11 protein-coding genes are annotated in these 21,908 nt (G+C 58.4%); 4 read left to right on the forward strand and 7 right to left on the reverse strand.

Annotated elements, in window-relative coordinates:
- Nucleotides 1-76 precede the first annotated feature (76 nt).
- From OCT39_RS17445 to OCT39_RS11155, 7 genes are all read right to left on the reverse strand, one after another.
- On the reverse strand, nucleotides 77-9,964 hold the full coding sequence (locus OCT39_RS17445) for a retention module-containing protein (protein WP_412031120.1): 9,888 nt from the start codon (nucleotides 9,962-9,964) through the stop codon (nucleotides 77-79).
- Between the two features lie 189 nt (nucleotides 9,965-10,153).
- Nucleotides 10,154-10,783, reverse strand: a complete 630-nt coding sequence (locus OCT39_RS11130; protein WP_263584537.1) for a response regulator transcription factor — start codon at nucleotides 10,781-10,783, stop codon at nucleotides 10,154-10,156.
- The gene (locus OCT39_RS11135) at nucleotides 10,783-12,210 is read right to left on the reverse strand and encodes an HlyD family type I secretion periplasmic adaptor subunit (RefSeq protein ID WP_263584538.1); all 1,428 of its coding nucleotides are present in this window, start codon (nucleotides 12,208-12,210) and stop codon (nucleotides 10,783-10,785) included. The genes OCT39_RS11130 and OCT39_RS11135 overlap by 1 nt, the downstream gene beginning before the upstream one ends.
- Nucleotides 12,210-14,378: a type I secretion system permease/ATPase gene (locus OCT39_RS11140; protein ID WP_263584539.1), complete on the reverse strand. Its 2,169-nt coding sequence runs from the start codon at nucleotides 14,376-14,378 to the stop codon at nucleotides 12,210-12,212. Before OCT39_RS11140 ends, OCT39_RS11135 begins: the two co-directional genes overlap by 1 nt.
- Before the next feature lie 326 nt (nucleotides 14,379-14,704).
- Nucleotides 14,705-16,261 carry a TolC family outer membrane protein gene (locus OCT39_RS11145; RefSeq protein WP_263584540.1) on the reverse strand — a complete coding sequence of 519 codons (1,557 nt, stop codon included), beginning with the start codon at nucleotides 16,259-16,261 and terminating at the stop codon, nucleotides 14,705-14,707.
- Between the two features lie 228 nt (nucleotides 16,262-16,489).
- A complete protein-coding gene (locus OCT39_RS11150; protein WP_263584541.1) occupies nucleotides 16,490-17,365 on the reverse strand; it encodes a DMT family transporter in 876 nt (291 codons plus the stop codon).
- A complete protein-coding gene (locus OCT39_RS11155; protein ID WP_263584542.1) occupies nucleotides 17,362-17,631 on the reverse strand; it encodes a SelT/SelW/SelH family protein in 270 nt (89 codons plus the stop codon). The genes OCT39_RS11150 and OCT39_RS11155 overlap by 4 nt, the downstream gene beginning before the upstream one ends.
- 81 nt (nucleotides 17,632-17,712) lie before the next feature.
- Here OCT39_RS11155 and OCT39_RS11160 point away from each other — a divergent pair, with 81 nt between their 5' ends.
- The 4 genes from OCT39_RS11160 (at nucleotide 17,713) to ettA (ending at nucleotide 21,803) form a co-directional block, all read left to right on the forward strand.
- Entirely contained in the window at nucleotides 17,713-19,026 is a 1,314-nt protein-coding gene (locus OCT39_RS11160) for an MFS transporter (protein WP_263584543.1), read from the forward strand.
- Nucleotides 19,027-19,182: 156 nt separating this feature from the next.
- Nucleotides 19,183-19,617: a PAS domain-containing protein gene (locus tag OCT39_RS11165; protein ID WP_263584544.1), complete on the forward strand. Its 435-nt coding sequence runs from the start codon at nucleotides 19,183-19,185 to the stop codon at nucleotides 19,615-19,617.
- Between the two features lie 148 nt (nucleotides 19,618-19,765).
- Nucleotides 19,766-19,978, forward strand: coding sequence for a PA3496 family putative envelope integrity protein (locus tag OCT39_RS11170; RefSeq protein WP_263584545.1), 213 nt, complete (start codon nucleotides 19,766-19,768; stop codon nucleotides 19,976-19,978).
- A 163-nt stretch (nucleotides 19,979-20,141) separates the two neighbouring features.
- Nucleotides 20,142-21,803, forward strand: coding sequence for an energy-dependent translational throttle protein EttA (gene ettA / locus OCT39_RS11175; protein ID WP_263584546.1), 1,662 nt, complete (start codon nucleotides 20,142-20,144; stop codon nucleotides 21,801-21,803).
- Nucleotides 21,804-21,908: the final 105 nt, after the last annotated feature.

Consider the following 21,908-nt stretch of genomic DNA (forward strand, 5'->3'; position numbering starts at 1 on the left):
TCGTTAAACAGGGTTCAAGGTTAAAAAAGGCCGCCCGGAGGCGGCCTTGGTGTTACACGATGCGTAACGTGATGTCTTACTGGTCGATCTTCAGCTGATGATCCTGCAGCATGCTTTGCAGGAAGTCCGACGAGCTTTCGCCCTGGGGCATGGTGACGTCTTTCAGTACAACCCGCTGATCCGCGTTACTGTTATCTGCCGACAAGCCACCTTCTGACTTGATGTGCAGAATGGTATCGCTGCCTTTCTGTTCGGCGCGGATGTATTGATCGATGGCCTCATCGCTTTCGCCCTTCAAGAGATCGGAGAGATCCAGGCGATCCGCTTGAGCATCCTTGCCATACACCCCCTTGTTGAAGTCCATGACGGTATCCACGGCCGCCTTGGTGCTTGTTCCCTGGTCACCGAACTCCCACTTGAACGTATCGGCACCGCCGCCGCCGTAAAGCGTATCGTTACCCGGACCGCCTATCAGCGTATCGCTACCGGATCCGCCATAGAGAACATCGTCGCCTTTTCCACCGATCAGCACGTCGTCACTGGCACCGCCGATCAGGATATCGTTACCAGCACCGCCGTAAAGGATATCGTTGCCTTCGGTACCGGTGAGCATGTTACTGCCCTTGTCGCCCAGCTCGAAGTGCTTGATATCCGTCGAGACGTTGCCATTGGCATCAACCGCGGTGGCCTTGAGCTCGCCGGTGGAGCTTTCGATACGCTTCAGGGACGTGATCCATTCGCCGTTGGCATCTGCCTTGACGGTATCGACTACCTTACCGCTTGCATCGGTAATGCTCACCTCTGCGTCCGGACCGGCCGAGCCAGCTACCTTCATTTCACGGAAGCCGACGGTGGTCTCAGAGAATTGGTCATTCACGAGATAGTTGGCATTACTGATTCCCTTGCTATCGAGCACCAGAGTCTGCGCCTTACCGTCTACATGACCACTGAAAACCACTATGTCAGTTTCGGTACCGTTAACGCCCGACTTATCCGAACGAGTAACCGTACCCTCCATGGCTTTTTCTTCATACGTAGTGTGCAGGTATTTTCCGATGGGGATGCCATACCACGTTTTCACATAGTATTGGGTCACCGACTCCGTCCAGCTCAGCTTGTACGTATCACCTACCTGGAAGTATGCCGTTTCGTTGCTACCCGCTTGTGAACGAACCGAGAGATTACTCGTGTTACCCACGTTCAGGTGGCTACTCGACACGGTCTGGTTCGTGTCGCTGGTATCGACTCGATTACCGGAGACACCAAAGTTATGACCTCCCAGACTTCCCCATACCTTGGCAAGTACATCCACACCTGCTTCCTGAGCAGTCTCGACGCTATCGATGCTCACAGAGGAAGACTCAGGTTTGACGTCTTCATTATCTGGTGAAGCCGGTGTAGGTACGGTGACCTCAACCGTGCTGGCAAACGCACTGTCTTGCCTATCAGCCTCATCCGTCGCGTTCAGCTCTGTGGCAATGGCTTCCGCCGTTAGTTGGATGCCTTGGCCGGCCAACGAAGCAGGCACTGTCAACGTTAAACCGTCGCTTGCGAACGTATCGCCGGACGCTTCGATCAACCAGCTTCCGTCGCTTTGCAATGCGCCCTGGCTCAAGGTTGCGCCTTCCGGCACCCCGGTCACGCGGATACTGAGCGTCTCGTCACCATCGGTATCGTTGAGTGCGGCGTTTAAATCGACTTCATAGCGATACGCGTCTACTTCGGTAATTTCGATCGCGCCAACGGTGGCCGTTGCGCCATTGACCTTAACGATTTCACTCGTCTCGGTTGTCGATGCACTGAAGTCCAATCTCAGCTTACCGTCATTATCGAGAGTAGTGGTAATCGTTGCCGTATAGTTTTCGTTCAGGTAGTAGTTCGCGGGAGAACCGTAGTCCTTGAACACGAACTCCTTCCCATCGTTGACTTTGACTACCCAGTTATCGTTGTAAACACCATTGCCCGAATTCCAGGTGCCCTGAATCGTGTGAGGCAAGGTAATAGTGACTTCCTGCCCGGCGTGTACCTTACCGAAATCGAACGTTTTGGGGTCAGATTCTGAGTAGTCATACCACCACGAGCCCGAGATATTGCCATCGCCGCGCTTATCGCCCAGCGTAAGCTCAAATGACTTCGTCTGTGCCTCGATCGTTCCCGTCTTGTCGATCGCGGTGGCGTCACCCAGCGAGATACTCACCGTGGGCGTTTGGGCCACGGCGTCGTCGACCGTGGTGCTTTCCAGTGTCAGGCTGACCGGCACCTCGACTTTCTCGAAGTTGCCGTTGACTTCGATTACCTTGGCGTTCAGGTCGCCGCTGCCATCGACATTGACCGTTACAGCTCCTTTTCCGTCGCGGTCTAGAGTGACGGTATGGCGCTCACCATCGATCTCAACAATCGCCGTTGGGAAGTCATCCCCCTGGAAGGTGTATTGAGTAACATCGGGCGGGTTGGACGTTTCGACCACGAACGTGACCTCTGACTCACCGCTGATGGTAGTGGCCCCACCCTTGACCACCTCCTTATAAGCGATGGAGTGGATGAGGTAGTCGTCGTCATTATCTACCGCGGTAAATTCAGCGCTGGTAAACGTCTTGCCAATTTCAGGTTTAAACGTATAGGCCAGATCTACACGATCAGAGCCGCCCTGCACGCTTTCTTGTCGCACTTCTTCATCATTGGCGTTGAAATACGTCACCCGTGCGTTTGAGCCACCGCCTCCCGATATGATGGCATGCCCCACAGGATTGTTATCGGCATCCTTAAAATCGACCCGGGCTTTTTCGCGGTTGTTTCGCCATGCGAACTGGACGTCGAAGCTTTCGATCTCGTTATTAAAGTCGATAACGATTTTTTCGCTGGTACCGTTAGTGCCATAGCCCAACTCGCTGTTTGCCGCGCTACCAGAGGTCTTGCCTACCACACCGAAGCCATCGTGATTGGTACCGGTGACCCGAGAAATCTCTCCGCGCTCACCATCAGTGCCGTACGCCGTTACCGTAAAGCTATCGGATTTATCGACGTTGGTGACGTCTATCATCGACGTCTTGATGACAGAGGCACTCAGGTTGACCGTCGTTACATCGATGGAATCCTCGATGTAATAGGATTCAGCCTCATTCAACAGACTCCAGTTCCAGCTGCCATTATCGCCAATCACTTGCAAGTCAGACGGCGCGCTAATGGTATCGTCATCGACATAGACATCAGAATCGCTGTAGTAATAGCTGCTCGATGCCGTGGTAGCCCCTGCTTCGACCGTGATGCTTTGCACCTCTTCATTCACATCGAATGTAAATGTTGTATCGGTCTCAAGTGCTGAACTCAGCGTGATCGTATAAGTGACCGTCGCACCATCTTCATCGGCCTCCGGCTGGAGCTTGGAAGTCAGCGTAGCGCTGGCGTCAAGATAAACGCTGTAATCCTGGTTAGCCTCTGCGCTGTAATCGTTACCTGCCTCGTCCTTACCAACTACCTCCGCTTTAACGCTGTCGTGGTTGGCCAATACCGAGCCCGGCACATTGATGGCGTAGGTCAGAGCGCCGTTATCGCCCTCGAGCACATCGCCCGAATAGGTTTCGCCACCCACGCTCAGCGTGACGGTGTCACCCGCCTTCGCGTCGCCGCCGACGGTGCCGGTAATGGTCACGTCGCCCTTCGCTTCGTCACCGTTGACCACGCCGTCCCCGGCGATCTCGTCGATGGTGATCGTGGCGCTGGCGTCCAGGTTCACGCCGTAATCGCGGTCGGCGTCGGCGCTGTAGGCGTTGCCGTCCGCGTCGGTGCCGGTCACTTTTGCGGTAATCGCGGTGTGCTCGGCCAGCTCCGATCCGGGCACGTCGATGGCGTAGGTCAGATCCTCACCGACGGTGCCGGTGTGGGTGTTGTCACCCACCGTCAGGGTGACGGTGTCGCCGGCCTTGGCGTCGCCGCCCACGGTACCGGTGATGGTCACGTCGCCCTTCGCTTCCTCGCCGTTGATCACGTCGTCACCGGCGATCTGGTCGATGGTGATCGTGGCGCTGGCGTCCAGGTTCACGCTGTAGTCGCGCTCGGCGTCGGCGCTGTAGCCGTTGCCGTCCGTGTCGGTGCCGGTCACTTTTGCGGTAATCGCGGTGTGCTCGGCCAGCTCCGATCCGGGCACGTCGATGGCGTAGGTCAGATCCTCACCGACGGTGCCGGTGTGAGTGTTGTCGCCCACGCTCAGCGTGACGGTGTCGCCTGCCTTGGCGTCGCCGCCGACGGTACCGGTGATGGTCACGTCGCCCTTCGCTTCCTCGCCGTTGACCACGCCGTCACCGGCGATCACATCGATGGTGATCGTGGCGCTGGCGTCCAGGTTGACCTCGTAACCGCGCTCGGCGTCCTGACGGTAGCTGTTGCCCGCGTCGTCGGTGCCGGTGACTTCGGCCGTGATGCTGTCGTTGTCGGCCAGCATCGCTCCCGGCACGTCGATGGCGTAGGTGAGGTTGCCTTCACCATCGGCCACGACCTCGCCGCCGTAGGTATTCTCGCCCACGGTCAGGGTGACGGTGTCGCCCGCTTTCGCGTCGCCGCCCACGGTGCCGGTCACGGTCACGTCGCCCTTCGCTTCCTCGCCGTTGACCACGTCGTCACCGGCAATGGTGTCGATGGTGATCGTGGCGCTGGCGTCGAGATTGACGGTGTAGGTCTTGTCCGTTTCGCCCGTATAGGCGTTGCCGTCCGCGTCGGTGCCGGTCACGTCGGCACGAATCGTGTCGTTGTCGGCCAGAACCGATCCGGGTACGTCGATGGCGTAGGTGAGGTTGCCTTCACCGTCGGCCACGACCTCGCCGCCGTAGGTATTCTCGCCCACGGTCAGGGTGACTGCGTCGCCGGCCTTGGCGTCGCCGCCCACGGTACCGGTGATGGTCACGTCGCCCTTCGCTTCCTCGCCGTTGACCACGTCGTCACCGGCAATGGTGTCGATGGTGATCGTGGCGCTGGCGTCCAGGTTCACGCTGTAGTCGCGCTCGGCGTCGGCGCTGTAGGCGTTGCCGTCCGTGTCGGTGCCGGTCACTTTTGCGGTAATCGCGGTGTGCTCGGCCAGCTCCGATCCGGGCACGTCGATGGCGTAGGTGAGGTTGCCTTCACCGTCGGCCACGACCTCGCCGCCGTAGGTATTCTCGCCCACGGTCAGGGTGACCGTGTCGCCGGCCTTGGCGTCGCCGCCCACGGTGCCGGTAATTTTGACAGGCCCCTTCGCCTCTTCCCCATTAACAACATTGTCCTTGGTTACGTTATCAATGGTGATCGTGGCTTTTATCTCTTCCTCCTCTTCCTCCTCCTCGGGACCATCGGACTCGTTATCCGAGTCCGGATCGTGATCACCGTCCGAGTCCGAGTCGCTGTCGGAATCAGAGTCACTGTCCGAGTCTGAATCGCTGTCGGAGTCTGAATCGCTGTCGGAATCGGAGTCACTGTCAGAATCTGAATCGCTGTCAGAGTCGGAGTCGCTGTCGGAATCGGAGTCACTGTCGGAGTCGCTATCGGAATCCGAGTCGCTGTCGGAATCTGAATCGCTATCGGAGTCCGAATCGCTATCCGAATCGGAGTCGCTGTCGGAGTCTGAATCCGAATCGCTGTCAGAGTCCGAGTCGCTATCGGAGTCTGAATCACTGTCGGAGTCCGAGTCACTATCGGAATCAGAGTCGCTGTCAGAGTCCGAGTCGCTGTCGGAGTCTGAATCGCTGTCGGAATCGGAGTCACTGTCAGAATCTGAATCGCTGTCAGAGTCGGAGTCGCTGTCGGAATCCGAGTCGCTGTCGGAATCCGAGTCGCTGTCGGAGTCCGAGTCACTATCAGAGTCCGAATCGCTATCAGAGTCCGAATCGCTATCCGAATCGGAGTCGCTGTCGGAATCGGAGTCACTGTCAGAATCCGAATCACTGTCGGAATCGGAGTCGGAGTCCGAGTCACTATCAGAGTCCGAATCGCTGTCAGAGTCGGAGTCGCTATCCGAGTCCGAGTCACTATCGGAATCAGAGTCGCTGTCTGAGTCCGAATCGCTGTCAGAGTCGGAATCACTGTCGGAGTCCGAATCGCTGTCGGAATCGGAGTCACTGTCAGAATCCGAGTCGCTGTCGGAATCTGAATCGCTATCGGAATCCGAGTCGCTGTCGGAATCTGAATCGCTATCGGAGTCTGAATCACTGTCGGAATCCGAATCGCTGTCGGAATCCGAATCGCTGTCAGAGTCCGAATCGCTGTCAGAGTCAGAGTCGCTGTCGGAGTCCGAGTCGCTGTCGGAGTCGCTATCTGAATCCGAGTCGCTGTCGGAATCGGAGTCACTGTCGGAGTCGCTATCTGAATCCGAGTCGCTGTCGGAGTCGGAGTCGCTGTCGGAATCCGAGTCGCTATCGGAATCCGAATCGCTATCAGAGTCGGAGTCGCTATCGGAGTCACTGTCCGAATCGCTATCCGAATCGGAGTCGCTGTCGGAATCGGAGTCACTGTCCGAATCTGAATCGCTATCGGAGTCCGAATCGCTATCAGAGTCTGAATCGCTGTCGGAATCAGAGTCGCTGTCAGAGTCCGAGTCACTATCGGAATCCGAGTCACTATCGGAATCCGAGTCGCTGTCGGAATCCGAGTCGCTATCGGAATCCGAGTCGCTATCGGAATCCGAATCGCTGTCAGAGTCAGAGTCGCTGTCGGAGTCTGAATCGCTGTCGGAATCCGAGTCGCTGTCAGAGTCAGAGTCGCTGTCGGAGTCTGAATCGCTGTCGGAATCTGAGTCGCTATCGGAGTCGGAGTCACTGTCGGAATCCGAATCACTGTCCGAATCGGAGTCGCTGTCTGAGTCAGAGTCGCTGTCAGAGTCCGAATCGCTGTCAGAGTCAGAGTCGCTGTCGGAGTCCGAGTCGCTGTCGGAGTCGCTATCTGAATCCGAGTCGCTGTCGGAATCGGAGTCACTGTCGGAGTCGCTATCTGAATCCGAGTCGCTGTCGGAGTCGGAGTCGCTGTCGGAATCCGAGTCGCTATCGGAATCCGAATCGCTATCAGAGTCGGAGTCGCTATCGGAATCCGAATCACTGTCCGAATCGGAGTCGCTGTCTGAGTCAGAGTCGCTGTCGGAATCCGAATCACTGTCAGAGTCGGAATCACTGTCGGAATCCGAATCGCTATCGGAGTCCGAATCGCTATCAGAGTCGGAGTCGCTATCGGAATCCGAATCACTGTCCGAATCGGAGTCGCTGTCTGAGTCAGAGTCGCTGTCGGAATCCGAATCACTGTCAGAGTCGGAATCACTGTCGGAATCCGAATCGCTATCGGAGTCCGAATCGCTGTCAGAGTCGGAGTCGCTGTCGGAATCGGAGTCACTGTCGGAGTCACTGTCGGAGTCGCTATCGGAGTCGCTATCGGAATCCGAGTCGCTGTCGGAATCTGAATCGCTATCGGAGTCCGAATCGCTATCCGAATCGGAGTCGCTGTCGGAGTCGGAGTCGGAATCCGAATCGCTGTCAGAGTCCGAGTCGCTATCGGAATCTGAATCGCTATCGGAGTCTGAATCACTGTCGGAGTCCGAGTCACTATCGGAATCAGAGTCGCTGTCAGAGTCGGAATCACTGTCCGAATCGCTATCAGAGTCCGAATCGCTGTCGGAGTCGGAGTCGCTATCCGAGTCCGAGTCGCTGTCGGAGTCTGAATCGCTATCGGAGTCCGAGTCACTATCGGAATCCGAATCGCTATCGGAGTCCGAGTCACTATCGGAATCAGAATCGCTGTCAGAGTCGGAATCACTGTCCGAATCGCTATCAGAGTCCGAATCGCTGTCGGAGTCGGAGTCGCTATCCGAGTCCGAGTCGCTATCCGAGTCCGAGTCGCTGTCGGAGTCTGAATCGCTATCGGAGTCCGAGTCACTATCGGAATCCGAATCGCTATCGGAGTCCGAGTCACTATCGGAATCGGAGTCACTATCGGAATCCGAGTCGCTATCAGAGTCCGAATCGCTATCCGAATCGGAGTCGCTGTCGGAATCGGAGTCACTGTCAGAATCCGAGTCACTGTCGGAGTCCGAATCACTGTCGGAGTCCGAATCACTGTCGGAATCGGAGTCACTGTCAGAATCCGAGTCGCTGTCGGAATCCGAATCGCTGTCAGAATCCGAGTCGCTGTCGGAATCCGAATCGCTGTCAGAGTCCGAGTCGCTGTCGGAATCCGAATCGCTGTCAGAGTCGGAATCACTGTCGGAGTCCGAATCGCTGTCGGAATCCGAATCACTGTCGGAATCAGAGTCGCTGTCGGAGTCAGAATCACTGTCAGAGTCGGAGTCACTGTCGGCATCCGAGTCACTGTCAGAGTCAGAGTCGGAATCGCTGTCGGAGTCCGAATCGCTATCCGAATCAGAGTCGCTGTCGGAATCCGAATCACTATCCGAATCAGAGTCACTATCGGAATCAGAGTCGCTGTCAGAGTCGGAATCACTGTCGGAGTCTGAATCGCTGTCGGAATCGGAGTCACTGTCAGAGTCCGAGTCGCTATCGGAATCCGAATCGCTGTCAGAGTCGGAATCACTGTCGGAGTCCGAATCGCTGTCGGAATCCGAATCGCTGTCAGAGTCGGAATCACTGTCGGAATCTGAATCGCTATCGGAGTCCGAGTCACTGTCGGAGTCCGAATCACTGTCCGAATCGGAGTCGCTATCGGAGTCCGAGTCGCTATCGGAGTCCGAATCGCTGTCGGAGTCCGAATCGCTGTCGGAGTCCGAATCGCTGTCGGCGTCTGAATCACTGTCGGAATCGGAGTCGCTATCGGAATCCGAGTCACTGTCCGAGTCTGAATCGCTATCGGAATCCGAGTCGCTGTCGGAATCTGAATCGCTATCGGAGTCTGAATCACTGTCGGAATCCGAATCACTGTCGGAATCCGAATCGCTGTCAGAGTCGGAGTCGCTATCCGAGTCGGAGTCGCTATCGGAATCAGAGTCGCTGTCGGAATCCGAGTCGCTATCGGAATCTGAATCGCTATCGGAGTCCGAATCGCTGTCTGAATCCGAATCGCTGTCGGAGTCCGAATCGCTGTCAGAGTCCGAGTCGCTATCGGAATCCGAGTCACTGTCGGCGTCTGAATCGCTGTCGGAATCGGAGTCACTGTCAGAGTCCGAATCGCTATCCGAATCGGAATCCGAGTCACTATCGGAGTCCGAATCGCTATCGGAATCCGAATCGCTATCAGAGTCCGAATCACTGTCGGCATCCGCATCTGCGTCAGCGTCAGCGTCAGCGTCAGCGTCAGCGTCAGTATCGGCGTCAGCATCTGCATCCGCATCTGCGTCAGCGTCCGTATCGGCGTCAGCATCTGCATCTGCATCTGCATCTGCATCAGCGTCTGCGTCCGCATCGGCGTCAGCATCCGCATCTGCATCTGCATCAGCGTCTGCATCGGCATCACCGTCATCATCGCCGGGGATCAGGGGGTCGTCCGGGCTTAGCGGGATATCGGTATCGGGGGCTGTGTCATCGGGGCCGGGGGGATTTAGCGTAAAAAAGACGGGCGGTGTACCTGCCGTGGGGCCAGCGGTAGTAAAGCTTAGGGGGCTTACCTCTTCGGAGATACGCGCCACGCGAACGAAGCTATTGCCCCCGCCGCCGCCGCCACCGGCACCGCCGGCAGCGGTGGGGTCGAGAAGATCAAGAAGATCGATATCGTCGTCTTCAAGAGCGGCCAACAAGGCATCGATATCGTCATCCAGCACGCTGGCTTCATCGGAAGAGACAACGGTTTCACGATCAAGGTCCGGAGTCAGCTCCATGGACTGCCCGCCTTCCACCACGTCTGCCCCTGCGCCATCGCCAAAATCGAGTTCGACTCGTCCACCGTCCGAGGTAATCAGTGTTTCGCCTTCGATAAGCGTATCGCCGATTTTGACCTCGTGCCGGTTACCCTTTCCATCCGTGACCCAAGCGTCCCCGGTGATAGCGATGACCGTTGCTGTTGCCATTTAGGTAAATCCCCGATGAGTATTAGTGGCCGCCCGCTCACCCGTCGTGCGAGTGAAAAAAACGGCTTATAGCGCAATAGTAAGGGATTCGGCGCCCCCTCCCTATTGTACTGAAGGACAGTAAAGTAATGTAACTTGCTGCCCGCAGAGGGGCATCCATGCTCTGCGGGTAGGCGCTTGGGCGTTAGCTCAAGAAATGCGTTTTTCGGCGTCCGAAGAAAGCTTCAAAATGAGCTGCAGGCGATCGCGTACCGCCAGTTTCTTGAAGATGGCGCTCAAGTGGGCCTTTACCGTGCGCTCGGTAATCGCAAGCTCTCGAGCGACTTCCTTGTTAGCGCCCCCGCGGGCAACGGCTAGCGCTACCGCTCGTTCACGCTCTGTCAGCGTGGCAAGAAACTGCTGGCCCTGATGGGTGATATCGTCACCGGTTCGCTGCTGCAGCGCCTGGACAGAGCCTGTGAGCACACGCGATAAAAGCGACTGGCCCACCCAGACACCCTGATGGGTAACGACCAGCGCGACCTGTTTGAGCACTTCGGGTGCAGAAAGCGTATGGGTATAGCCACGAGCCCCCAGCTCAAGCGCCAGCAGCGCCTCGCGGTCGTTAGGGGCGTAGCTCATGACCACCACGCTTGCGCCCTGGCGGCTAATCGCCGTGGTTTGCGCGCGCCAGTCCTCGACGGTCGTGGTGATCCAAACCACATCCCCAGACTCTGAACGTGTGATCGCCTGGTCAGAGGTAACGGCTATCGCGTCGGGTAGAGCGCCTTGCCAACGCGCCTTGAGACTTCCATCACGTGTGATAAAAACATGTTTCATTAGCGCTCTCCCATTGAGTCACGCCACGCTCTTAAAACGGGCTTCAGCAAAAACTGCATCACCGTTCGTTTACCTGTCACGATATCGACCTGCGCTGTCATGCCTGGAATGACCTGAAGCCCTTCAGTAGCGTTCTCGTCCTGCAGGCTGCGTACGCGTACCAGGTAAAAGGTATTGCCGTCGTCGTCGGTAATCGTATCGGCGCTGATATGCTCAAGCTCCGCCTGCAGGCCACCGTAAATAGCGTAATCGTAGGCGGTGAGCTTGATAGTAGAGGCCTGCCCCGGATGCAGAAAAGCGATGTCCTGGGGCGCAATACGGGCCTCGACCAACAGCTGGTCGTCGCTCGGGATGATCTCGATGACCTCCTGGCCGGGCTGCGCTACCCCGCCGATGGTATTGATATGGATGCGCTGGATGACGCCATCGACCGGCGAGCGAATCTCGGTCAAACGCACCCGATCCTGTAGCCCGGTGCCGGACTGCTGAAGTGCGTTCAAATCACCCACCGCTTGAGCCAGGTCACTGCGCCACTGGCTGCGCCGCTCGGCGCTTTGCTCGCGCAGCTGAGTCTGCGACTCTTCAACGGCGGCTTGCAGACGGGATACCGAGGCATCGGCCTGGTTGCGCTCGCCAGTCGCACGGGACACTTCGCGCTGAAGGCGCAGCACCTCGACCTCGGATACGGCGCCGGACGCCAGCAGCGGTCGAGTCAGATTCAACTCCTGGCTGGCCATACTGGCTTCACGCCCCGCCGTATCGCGACGCGCCTGAGCTTCTCTGAGCTCTTCCTGACGCTGGCGAACGCGATCCTCGAGCACGTTCTCCTGCTCGCGAAGCTCCACAAGACTGCTCTCGTAGGCCTCGCGCTCCTGCATGACGATATGCGGAACTTCCTGGCGAAGCTCTTCCGAGGGTTCGAACTCGGTGCCGGTCGCCAGCGCCCGCAGCCGCTCGGCACGCGCTTCCAGCGCGTAGCGCTGAGCACGGTTTTCGCGGAAATCGGAGACGAAACGCGTGGGGTCGATCTGCATCAGCACTTCGCCCTGGCTTACGACCTGACCCTCGCGCACATTGATCTCTTCGATCACGCCGCCATCGAAGGACTGAATGCGCTGAAGGTGGCTTGCTGGAATCACGCGCCCACTACCGCGAGTCACCTCATCGATGGGTGCGAAATAGGCCCAGACGAGGACGGCAATGAAGGCCAGCAATGTCACGTACAAAAACAGCCGTGCGCGGATGGGCTCCTGCTGCATGCGCGCCCAGTCGGTGTCGCTTGCCCAGTCGCGGTTGAGGTGAGCCGAACTTACCCGGCGCGCAAACAGTCGGTCCATGAACGGGCGAAACGGCTTTTGCCCTTTTTCGGAGAAACGACCAATCGCCTCGAACCCTTTTTGTTCACTGGTGGAGGAGTTCTTCGCCATTACGATGCCCTCCCGATCTGGCCGTTACGCAGCGCTTCAACCACGCTATCACGCGGGCCATCAGCGACAACCTTGCCCGCATCCATAACGATGATGCGATCGACGAGCGACAGAAGTGACGTGCGGTGAGTGACGATCAGCATGGTTTTACCTTCACCAATACGAGTCAGGTTCGCCTTGAATGCCTCTTCGCTGGCGTTATCCATCGCGCTGGTCGGCTCATCGAGCAGCAGTACCTGCGGGTCCTGTACCACCGCCCGAGCAATGGCGACCGCCTGCTTCTGACCACCGGATAGCGCCTGCCCGCGCTCACCTACCTGCAGATCGACTCCCTTGGGATGACTATTCACCAGCGCTTCCAGCCCGGCGATCTTGATCGCTCGCAGCAGCGCGTGGTCATCGACATGGTCGCTTCCACCGCCGGCCACGATATTGTCGCGAAGCGAGCCGGAAAACAGGCTGACCTCCTGAGGCACGTAACCCAAATGGCGTCGCAGTTGAAGCGGATCCAACTGACGAATATCCACGCCGTCGAGCATCACAGCGCCGGCGCTGGGCTGATAAAAACCCAATAGCAGCTTGTTGAGCGAGGATTTGCCACAGCCGACGCGCCCCAATAGCGCGACTTTCTCGCCTTCCTTGATGGCAATGGAGACGTCGCGCAGCGCATCACGCTCCTCATTGGGGTAGCGAAGCGTGACTTTGTCGAGTTCCAAACGGCCGGTCACGCTGGGCTTCTCCACGTAGGCCTTGCCTTCGTGGCGCTCCTCTTTTTTCTCCATGACGCGATTGAGCCCCTCGAGCGCCGTAGAAGACTGGTGATACTGCGCCAGCAGGGCCGCTGCCTGGCTGACCGGCGCCATCGCGCGTGACGAAAGCATATAGCAGGCGATCAGCCCGCCCTGGGTCAGATTGCCCTGAACGATTTGGTAAACGCCCACGATGATGACGCAGACCGCCACGCTGTTTTGCGCCCAGAGTGCAACGCTCGACACCGATGAGCTCACTAACTTGAGCTGTGCGCTGGTACGCGAAAGAAACGCCGTGGCTTTTTCCCAATGGCGCTGAATACGACTCTCCGCACGCAGCGCCTTGACGTTTTCGAGTTGAGAAACCGACTCGACCAGCAGCGCATTACGCTGAGCGCCAACCTCCCAGGTGGTTTCGGAAAGCTCATGCAGCTTGCCCTGGGCGGCGAGTGCGTAGAGCAATACGAAAAGAATCCCCACGATGACCGGCAAAACCAGCCACGGATTGATCAGCGCAATGATACCCGCGAACAGCAGCACGAACGGCAGATCGACGATCCCGATGATGGTGGCCGACCCAATGAAGGCACGCACCGACTCGAAGGATTGCAGCGTCGAGGTGAACGACCCCGTGGAGGCCGGACGCTCTTCCATCCGCATGCCCAGCACCTTGCTCATGATGGAGGACGACAGCTTGACGTCCGCACGGCTGGCGGCGAGGTCCACGAAGCCACTGCGCATCAAACGAAGAACCAGATCGAAACAGAGTACGATGAAAACCCCGGTCGCCATGACCCAGAGCGTTTCGGTCGCCTGGTTGGGCACGACGCGGTCATAAACGTTGAGCACGAACAGTGGCATGGCCAGCGCAAAGATGTTGATCGCAATCGACCCGCTGATGATATCGCGGTAAAGCCGGCGATTCTCCTTGATGACGCCCCAGAACCAGTGCTGACCGCGCTTTTTCTCGACGCCGGGTTCGGAGGTGTTGTCGGCCTGAAACCGGGGGCGAACGTAGATCGCTTCACCGCTATAGCCTCCGTTGAGCTCATCGAGCGCTACGTCGACGGCGGACTCGGAAAGCTCGGGAAAAATGACGCGCGCTTTTTGCTGCCTGGTATCCAGCGCCAGCAGCACGCAGGCTCGCCCCGGTTCCAGTAACAGTACCGCCGGAAAGAGCGACGGATTGAGGCCCAACAGCGGGCTTTTGACGATACGCGCGGTGAGACCTGCACGATGCGCCGCACGGCCAAACACCGACGGGGTCAAGTTGCCCTTTTCAAGCGGCAACCCCGCCTTGAGCGCCTCGGACGACACCTCATGCTGGTGGTAAGAAGCAATCGCTTTTAGGCATTCGAGAAGCTCGTCGTCCGAGCGTTCGCGGGTAGGGGTAGAGACGACCTGTTTATCTTGAGCCACTAAAACCTGATCTCCTGTCCGTCGGCTGCCGCAAGCATCGAAAGCGTTGAATCGTTCGGTGCCGATGGACCCAACCGACCGTTGCAAAACCTTCGCCGCGACGCATTCAAGCCGAAAATTTCGGTATATTTGATACCATCGGCCGCTGGGCAATAAGCTTAATACAGCGGTATAAGATACGTATTTGATTAAACGAAAGGCTGGCCCTCGTAAGCATCGCGCCTGTAAGCGCCGGACCTTTTACCCACGCCCCGCCACCAACAACGGCAGGCGGAGCGAAAGGCACGTACGGGCACTCGAAAAGAGCGCCTAATCCGAGTCCGGGCTCAATACTCGGGAGTGGTCATTGGGTCGTCAGAGATAGCCGGGTCGGGGTAGGCGGCTGCGTCAAGAGAAGCCTCGGGCGCCGGGGGTATCGAGATACCGCGGGTAAAGTCCTCCAGCGTAAATCCACGAGGGCCGTCAAGGGCGCAGGTATCGGCGGAACTCAAGGTAGCACCGTCATAACCCAGCTCGTCCAGACTCGGGATATCTTCTCGCGTTACGTTGAGCGCTGGCATCAGTTGGCCCATGGACGCCAGGGTACGCGCCTGTGCGAGCGTCAGGTCGAACTCGGCATTGGCATAGGCACGGCTCGCCTCGAAGTACTCGTTTTCACTGTCAAGCACGTCCAGCAGGGTGCGCTGACCAATATCGAACTGCTGCTGATAGGCACCGCGTACGCGATCGATGGACTGGCGGTGCTCGTTGAGATAGTTGAGCTGCTCGCGAATGCGCTGGGTATCGTTATAGGCGATTTGGGTGGTCTGGCGCACGTTGGTACAGGCCAGCTCGCGCTGGCTTTGCGCCTGCTCGATACGCGAAGCGGCCGCGTTGAAGCTTGCCAGATCAGAGCCTCCGCGGTACAGATTCATGCTCGCTACAAGCTGAATACTGTGTTCGTCGGTACGTCCGCGTACGACACTATCCTCGTTGTTGGTGCCCGTACGGCCCTGAATATCCAGACGCGGCATGAAACCGGCGCGGGCGCTCTCCTGCTCGGCACGGGCCACGGCGATGTTTTCGATCGCGGCCTGGAAATCCGGGTTGCCTTCGAACGCCATTCTCACGGCCTGAGCAACGTCAGCGGGCACGTTGGCTTCGAGCGACGGCGCAGGCGCCATGTTTTGCGCAGGCAACTGGCCCACGATGCGCTGATAGCGCGCCGTCACATCGTGAAGATTCGATGCCTCGGTCATCAGGTTCGATTCAGCCAAAGCCAGGCGGCCGCTGATTTGTTCGAGATCGACCCCGCGACCGGCGCCGGAAAGCGTGCGCTCTTCGATTTGGCTGAATACGCGCTGATGCTGGGCGTAATTGTCCTGGGCCAAGCGCACCATTTCACGGTAGCGAAGCACGTCGAGGTAGGTACGAAACGCTTCCAGCGCGACTTCTTCACTCGCCCCTAAAAGCTGAAAATAGGCAACCAGACGAGCGCGATCCAAACGCTCGACGTCGCTGCGGGTTGCGAAACCATCGAACACCATTTGACTCAGCGTTAGCTCGGCAAAGTCGGAATCATAGCTTCCCCGACCGTCGTTGCTTTGATCCTGAATCCCCACGCCGGCGCGCACGTCGATGGTGGGCAAATAACCGCCCTGCGCGGCGCGGATGTCGCTTCCCGAGGCCTCGAAATTTGCCCATGCAGCATTGACTTCAGGGTTGGTAATGATGGTTTGCTGAATGGCGCTTGGCAGGTCGGTCGAGCCCGGCGAGTAGAGAGTGGCCGGTAGAGACTGCGCCAAAGCGGAGAGCGGCAGACAGGCCATGGTCGTCATGGTCAAGGGGCGAATCGCCCGCGCAGAGAAGAAATGCTTAAGCTTGTTTGTAACGTTATCTTTCATATCCATGAATCCCCAATGAGCGTTCCACTCGAACGTTGAAACCACGACACCCCTTGCCGCTTGCTTCCCGCACCGGCCGAAACGCTGAGCGCGCTTTTCAAAAGCCAAGTGTCAAGGATTATTTCCCCCACACTACTTAATTTAAGTAAATAAGCGTCAGGCACAAGCCATCAAAACAAAAGTCACAAATATTTACAATTAAGAACTACAAAACCTCTGCAGCTTTTTTCATGCTTTTTTGTGGCTGGTTAGTTGCTGCAGCACCAACCCCGTTAAAATCAACGCGAGCCCAGCGAAGGTAGACACCAAAAGCGGCTCACCCACCACCACATGCAGTAGAAAAAGCGAGACCGGCGGCGATAGAAAAATCAGGTTGGTGACGCGCGCAGTGCGCGATACACGATGGATCGCCAGCTGCCACAAGATGAATGCGATGCCCATCTCGAAGAGTCCGACGTAAACGCCAGCGCCTAGCGCAGCAAGGCCGTGCCCTGTGATCCCCGGCCCTAAAAGTAGTAGTAATGTCAGTATTGGCAAGCCGATGGAGAAATTTTGCCACTGCCCGACCAGCGGCTCGCGCGCATCGCGCGTGTTGAGCAGCCAATAGAGTGCCCAGATAAGCGTCGACCCCAGCGCCAGCGCCACGCCCACTGGATCCTCGAAGGCGACATCGAACACCTGCCCTCGCGTGGCGATCACCCACACGCCAGCGTAGGCGACGCACCCGGCGGCAAAATCAGACATGGACAATCGCTGACCCAGAAGGGGAACGGCAAGCAGCGCCATGGTCAGCCCCCAGGTATAGTTGAGCGCCATGGCTTCCTGACCCGGCAGGCGATCATACGCGGCGAACAGCACGAGATAATACGCCACCGGGTTCATCAGCCCCGCCCAGGCCGCCGTTTTCCACCCGCTTGCCGCCTGACGCAAAAGCCCGCGTTTGATGACCAGCGCGCCCATCAATAGCCAGGAGACCAGCGAGGCGATCCACATAAGCTCCAGCGGGCTCATGAACGAAAGCGCCACCTTGAACGCCGTCGCGACGGTAGACCAGAGCGCCACCGCCCCCAGCCCGCACGTTATGGCCAACCGATCCTGACTCATCGGTCGATATGCCCAAGGTTCTGATCCGGGCTTACGATGTCGCGCACGCGCTTTTTGAGCTCCTTGCTGTCCGGAAAGCCGCCGTCGCGCTTTCGCTCCCAAAGCAGCGTATCGTTGCACCAGATTTCGAACGTGCCGCCGTGCGAAGGCGAAAGCGCGACTTCATCCAGCTGCTCGCCGAAGGTCGACAGCAGCTCCTGGGCATACCAGGCGCTGCGTAAAAGCCACTGACACTGGGTGCAATAACGAATGTGGATGCGAGACATGAAGCTATCCTTTTGAGCTTTGACAAAATGCGATTAACCGCCATTCTGTCACCCTGATTCAACAACTTCCAAGGAATCGAGATGGCCGAGCCGCCCATTTCCCAGACCCGCTTGTTCGAACGGCTGACCGGCGATGACGACAGCCGGATGTGCGAGGACATTCCGGAGCAGGCGTGCAAGGAGCAGCCGCGTAACTTCTTCTTGCATCTGTTTGCCGCGCTGGGCAATAAGCTCGCCGACGAGCTTTCCAGCGCTCGCCTGGTGCTGCCCTGGCTGATGGGGCTGATCGGTGCGCCGGTCTGGATGGTAGGTTTGCTGGTACCGATTCGCGAAGCCGGCGCCCTGCTGCCCCAGATTTTCGTGGCCGGTTTCATTCGCCCCAAACCCCAGCGCAAATGGGTGTGGGTCGCCGGCGCCCTGCTGCAAGCAGTCTGTGCCGGCTGTTTGGCATTGCTCGCACTTTGGGGTGAAAGCACGTTTGGCGGTGCGTTGGTACTGGCGGCCCTTGTGCTGCTTTCGCTTTCGCGGGGCGTCTCTTCCATCGCCACCAAGGACGTGATGGGCAAGACCATCGCCAAGCGCCGCCGCGGAACGCTAATGGGCTACAGCGGCAGCATCGCCGGCGCGGCCACGCTGGTGGCGGGCGGCGTGCTCGTACTGATGGGGAATCGCCCGGGCGAGTGGGCACTGGCGGCGCTTTTAGGCGTGGCCGCGCTCGGCTGGCTGCTCAACGCGTTTTGCGTGGCACGCATCAAGGAAGAACCCGGCGCGGTCGAAGGCGGGGAAAACGCCTGGAGCAGCATCAAGACGGGTGTATCGCTTCTCAAAAGCGATCGCGCCTTTTTACACTTCAACGTGTCGCGCGCACTCCTTCTATCGAGCGCCCTGGCGCTTCCCTACCTTGCGCTACTTGGCCAGCAGCAAAGTGGCGATGATCTGAGCAATCTTGGGCTATTGGTGGTGGTGTCGGGGCTTGCCGCCATGGTCGCAAGCCCGATTTGGGGTAAACTGGCCGACCAGTCCAGCCGCCGCGTCATGTGCTACGCCGCGCTGGGCACCACGGCTTGCTGTGTATTGGGCGCAAGTTTGATCCAGCTTCCCGACCAATGGGCGCAAAGCGTCGTGCCCTACGCTCTGGTGTACGCCCTGTTGACGATCGTTCACCACGGCGTGCGACTTGGTCGCAAGACCTACCTGGTCGATATCGCCACTCAGGACAACCGGGCGCTTTATGTCGCGCTTTCCAACACGCTGACGGGTATCCTGATGCTGGCCGTGGGCGGCGTGGTGGGAGCATTATCGCAGTGGCTGGGCAGCGCCTGGCTTTTGCTGATACTGGCGGTGACGGCATTTTTTGCGCTACTCAGCGCCTATCGGCTGCCTGAAGTAGAGTGACGAGGCGTGCAAGTACGTGGATCGAGCGAGATAATTTGCCAGCGCGTACGTAGCTGCCTATGTTAATGCTGGTTGAAGTGTTTATACACCGTTGTTGTCCGTGCTGATGCACAGCGCCATGGCAACGGATGAGCGACAAGCAACAGGAACCCTTTTATGAAACGATCTCCTCTCATCAACCCCGAGCTCCTCGAACGGATCGTCGACGCCTCGGACGACGGTATCGTCGTCTCCGAACAGGAAGGCGATGAAAACATTCTCATCTACGTCAACAAAGGGTTTGAACGCTTGACCGGCTACACCGCCGACGAAATTCTTTATCGCGACTGCCGTTTTCTCCAAAACGATGATCGCGACCAGGACGCCCTCGATAACATTCGCGAAGCGATCAGTAGCGGCCGCCCCTCCCGCGAAGTGCTCCGCAACTATCGCAAGGACGGCACCATGTTCTGGAACGAGCTCTCCATCACACCGGTCTATGATGAAAGCGATAACCTGATGTACTGCGTTGGCGTACAAAAGGACGTGACCGAACGCGTCGAGGCACAGATCGCCCTTTCTGATCTTCAAAAAAAGCACGAAAGCGCCTGATCGATGTTACCGACATTTAAAGCTTGAACTTCGACCCAAGCGGCGCTATATAGCGCCTAAGCGCAAACGTCGCGCTTGGGCGCTTGGCCGAATGACCAGGCCAAGCCGTTACAATGCCGGTGCGCCGGCTTGGGTTGGAGGGCCTCTCATGAGCCGTGACCCCCTGAATCGCGATTCCTTCGCCGCCTCGACGCTCGAAGTCGATGAGTTCGAAAGCCTCGACGCGGTCAATGACGACGCCTATAGCAAGCAAAAAGCGAGCAAGTCCGACACCCTGCGTGCCCGCCGTCAGGTGGAAGCGTGGCTCGAGGAGCGTAGCCTCAAACGCGCCATCGAGGACGATTGGGACGAAGAAGAGTAACGCTCGACGACGCCTCTCTTGACGCGCCTTGTCACCAGGCTCGGCCCTGGCGGTTCTGCCGCCTCCACTCATCGCCTCGCTTTCTGGCCTTTGCGCGTTCTGGGCACTATCATCTAGGCCCACGTCGCTTCTGACACCACTCTCAACAACCTAACGGATTTCCATGGCGCAATACGTATTCACCATGAATCGGGTTGGCAAGGTCGTGCCGCCCAAAAAGCAAATTCTCAAGGATATTTCCCTGTCGTTCTTCCCCGGCGCCAAGATTGGCGTACTGGGTCTCAACGGCGCGGGTAAATCCACACTGCTGCGCATCATGGCCGGTGTCGATACGGAGTTTGAAGGTGAAGCTCGCCCGATGCCCGGCATCAACGTGGGCTACTTGCCCCAGGAACCGCAGCTGGACGATGAGAAAAACGTTCGCGAGACCGTCGAAGAGGCGCTGGGCGAGCTAAAAGCCGCCCAGGAGAAGCTCGACGCGGTCTACGCCGCCTACGCCGAGCCCGATGCGGATTTCGACGCGCTGGCAAGCGAGCAGGCGCGCCTTGAGAACATCATCGAGGCCGCCGATGCCCACAATATCGAGCGCAAGCTCGAGGTCGCCGCCGACGCGCTGCGCCTGCCGCCCTGGGACGCCCGGGTCGGGCATCTTTCCGGGGGCGAGCGTCGCCGCGTCGCGCTTTGCCGGCTGCTGCTCTCCAACCCGGACATGCTGCTGCTCGACGAACCGACCAACCACCTGGACGCCGAGTCCGTGGCGTGGCTCGAGCGCTTTTTGCACGACTACAGCGGCACCGTGGTGGCGATCACCCACGACCGCTACTTCCTCGACAACGTCGCCGGCTGGATTCTCGAGCTCGACCGCGGCCAGGGAATCCCCTTCGAGGGCAACTACTCGCAGTGGCTCGAGCAAAAAGAGCAGCGCCTGACCCAGGAAGCCAAGCAGGAAGCCTCGCGTCAAAAGGCGATCAAGCAGGAACTCGAGTGGGTACGCAGCAACACCAAGGGCCGCCAGGCCAAGAGCAAGGCGCGCCTCAATCGCTTCGAGGAGATGCAGTCCGGCGATTTCCAAAAGCGCAACGAGACCAACGAGATCTACATTCCGCCGGGGCCGCGCCTGGGCGACAAGGTCATCGAATTCCACAACGTGACCAAGCGCTTCGACGACAAGCTGCTTTATCAGGATCTCTCCTTTAGCGTACCGCCCGGCGCCATCATCGGCATCGTGGGCGGCAACGGTGCGGGTAAGTCGACGCTGTTCAAGCTGATCACAGGCCAGGAGCAGCCGGACGAGGGCGAAGTCGTCACTGGCGACACCGTCGATATCGCCTACGTCGAGCAGCTGCGTGACGCCCTGGACGACAAGCAGACCGTCTGGGAAGCGGTGTCCGGCGGTCAGGACATTCTCAACATCAACGGCTACGAAGTGTCGTCGCGCGCCTACGTGGGCCGCTTCAACTTCAAGGGCAACGACCAGCAGAAACGCCTGGATGAGCTGTCTGGTGGTGAGCGCGGTCGCCTGCAGCTGGCGCAAACGCTCAAACAGGGTGCCAACGTGCTGCTGCTCGATGAGCCGTCGAACGACCTGGATATCGAGACCCTGCGCGCGCTGGAAGAAGCGCTCCTTGCGTTTCCGGGCTGCGCGATCGTGATCTCTCACGACCGCTGGTTTTTGGACCGGATCGCCACCCACATTCTCGCGTTCGAAGGCGAGTCGGAAGTGGTCTTCTTCGATGGTAACTACACCGACTACGAGGAAGATCACAAAAAACGGGTGGGCAACGACACGCCCAAGCGCATGAAGTACAAGCGCATCGACGCTTAAGGCTGAAAATACAAAAGCCCGACGCAAAAAAGCCCCTCGCGAGGGGCTTTTTTATGCGCGGTCGAACAAGATTACCGACCACACCTTTTCATGGTGCGGGCGCAG

The sequence above is a fragment of the Halomonas sp. GD1P12 genome (genome assembly GCF_025725645.1).
Lineage (GTDB): Bacteria > Pseudomonadota > Gammaproteobacteria > Pseudomonadales > Halomonadaceae > Vreelandella.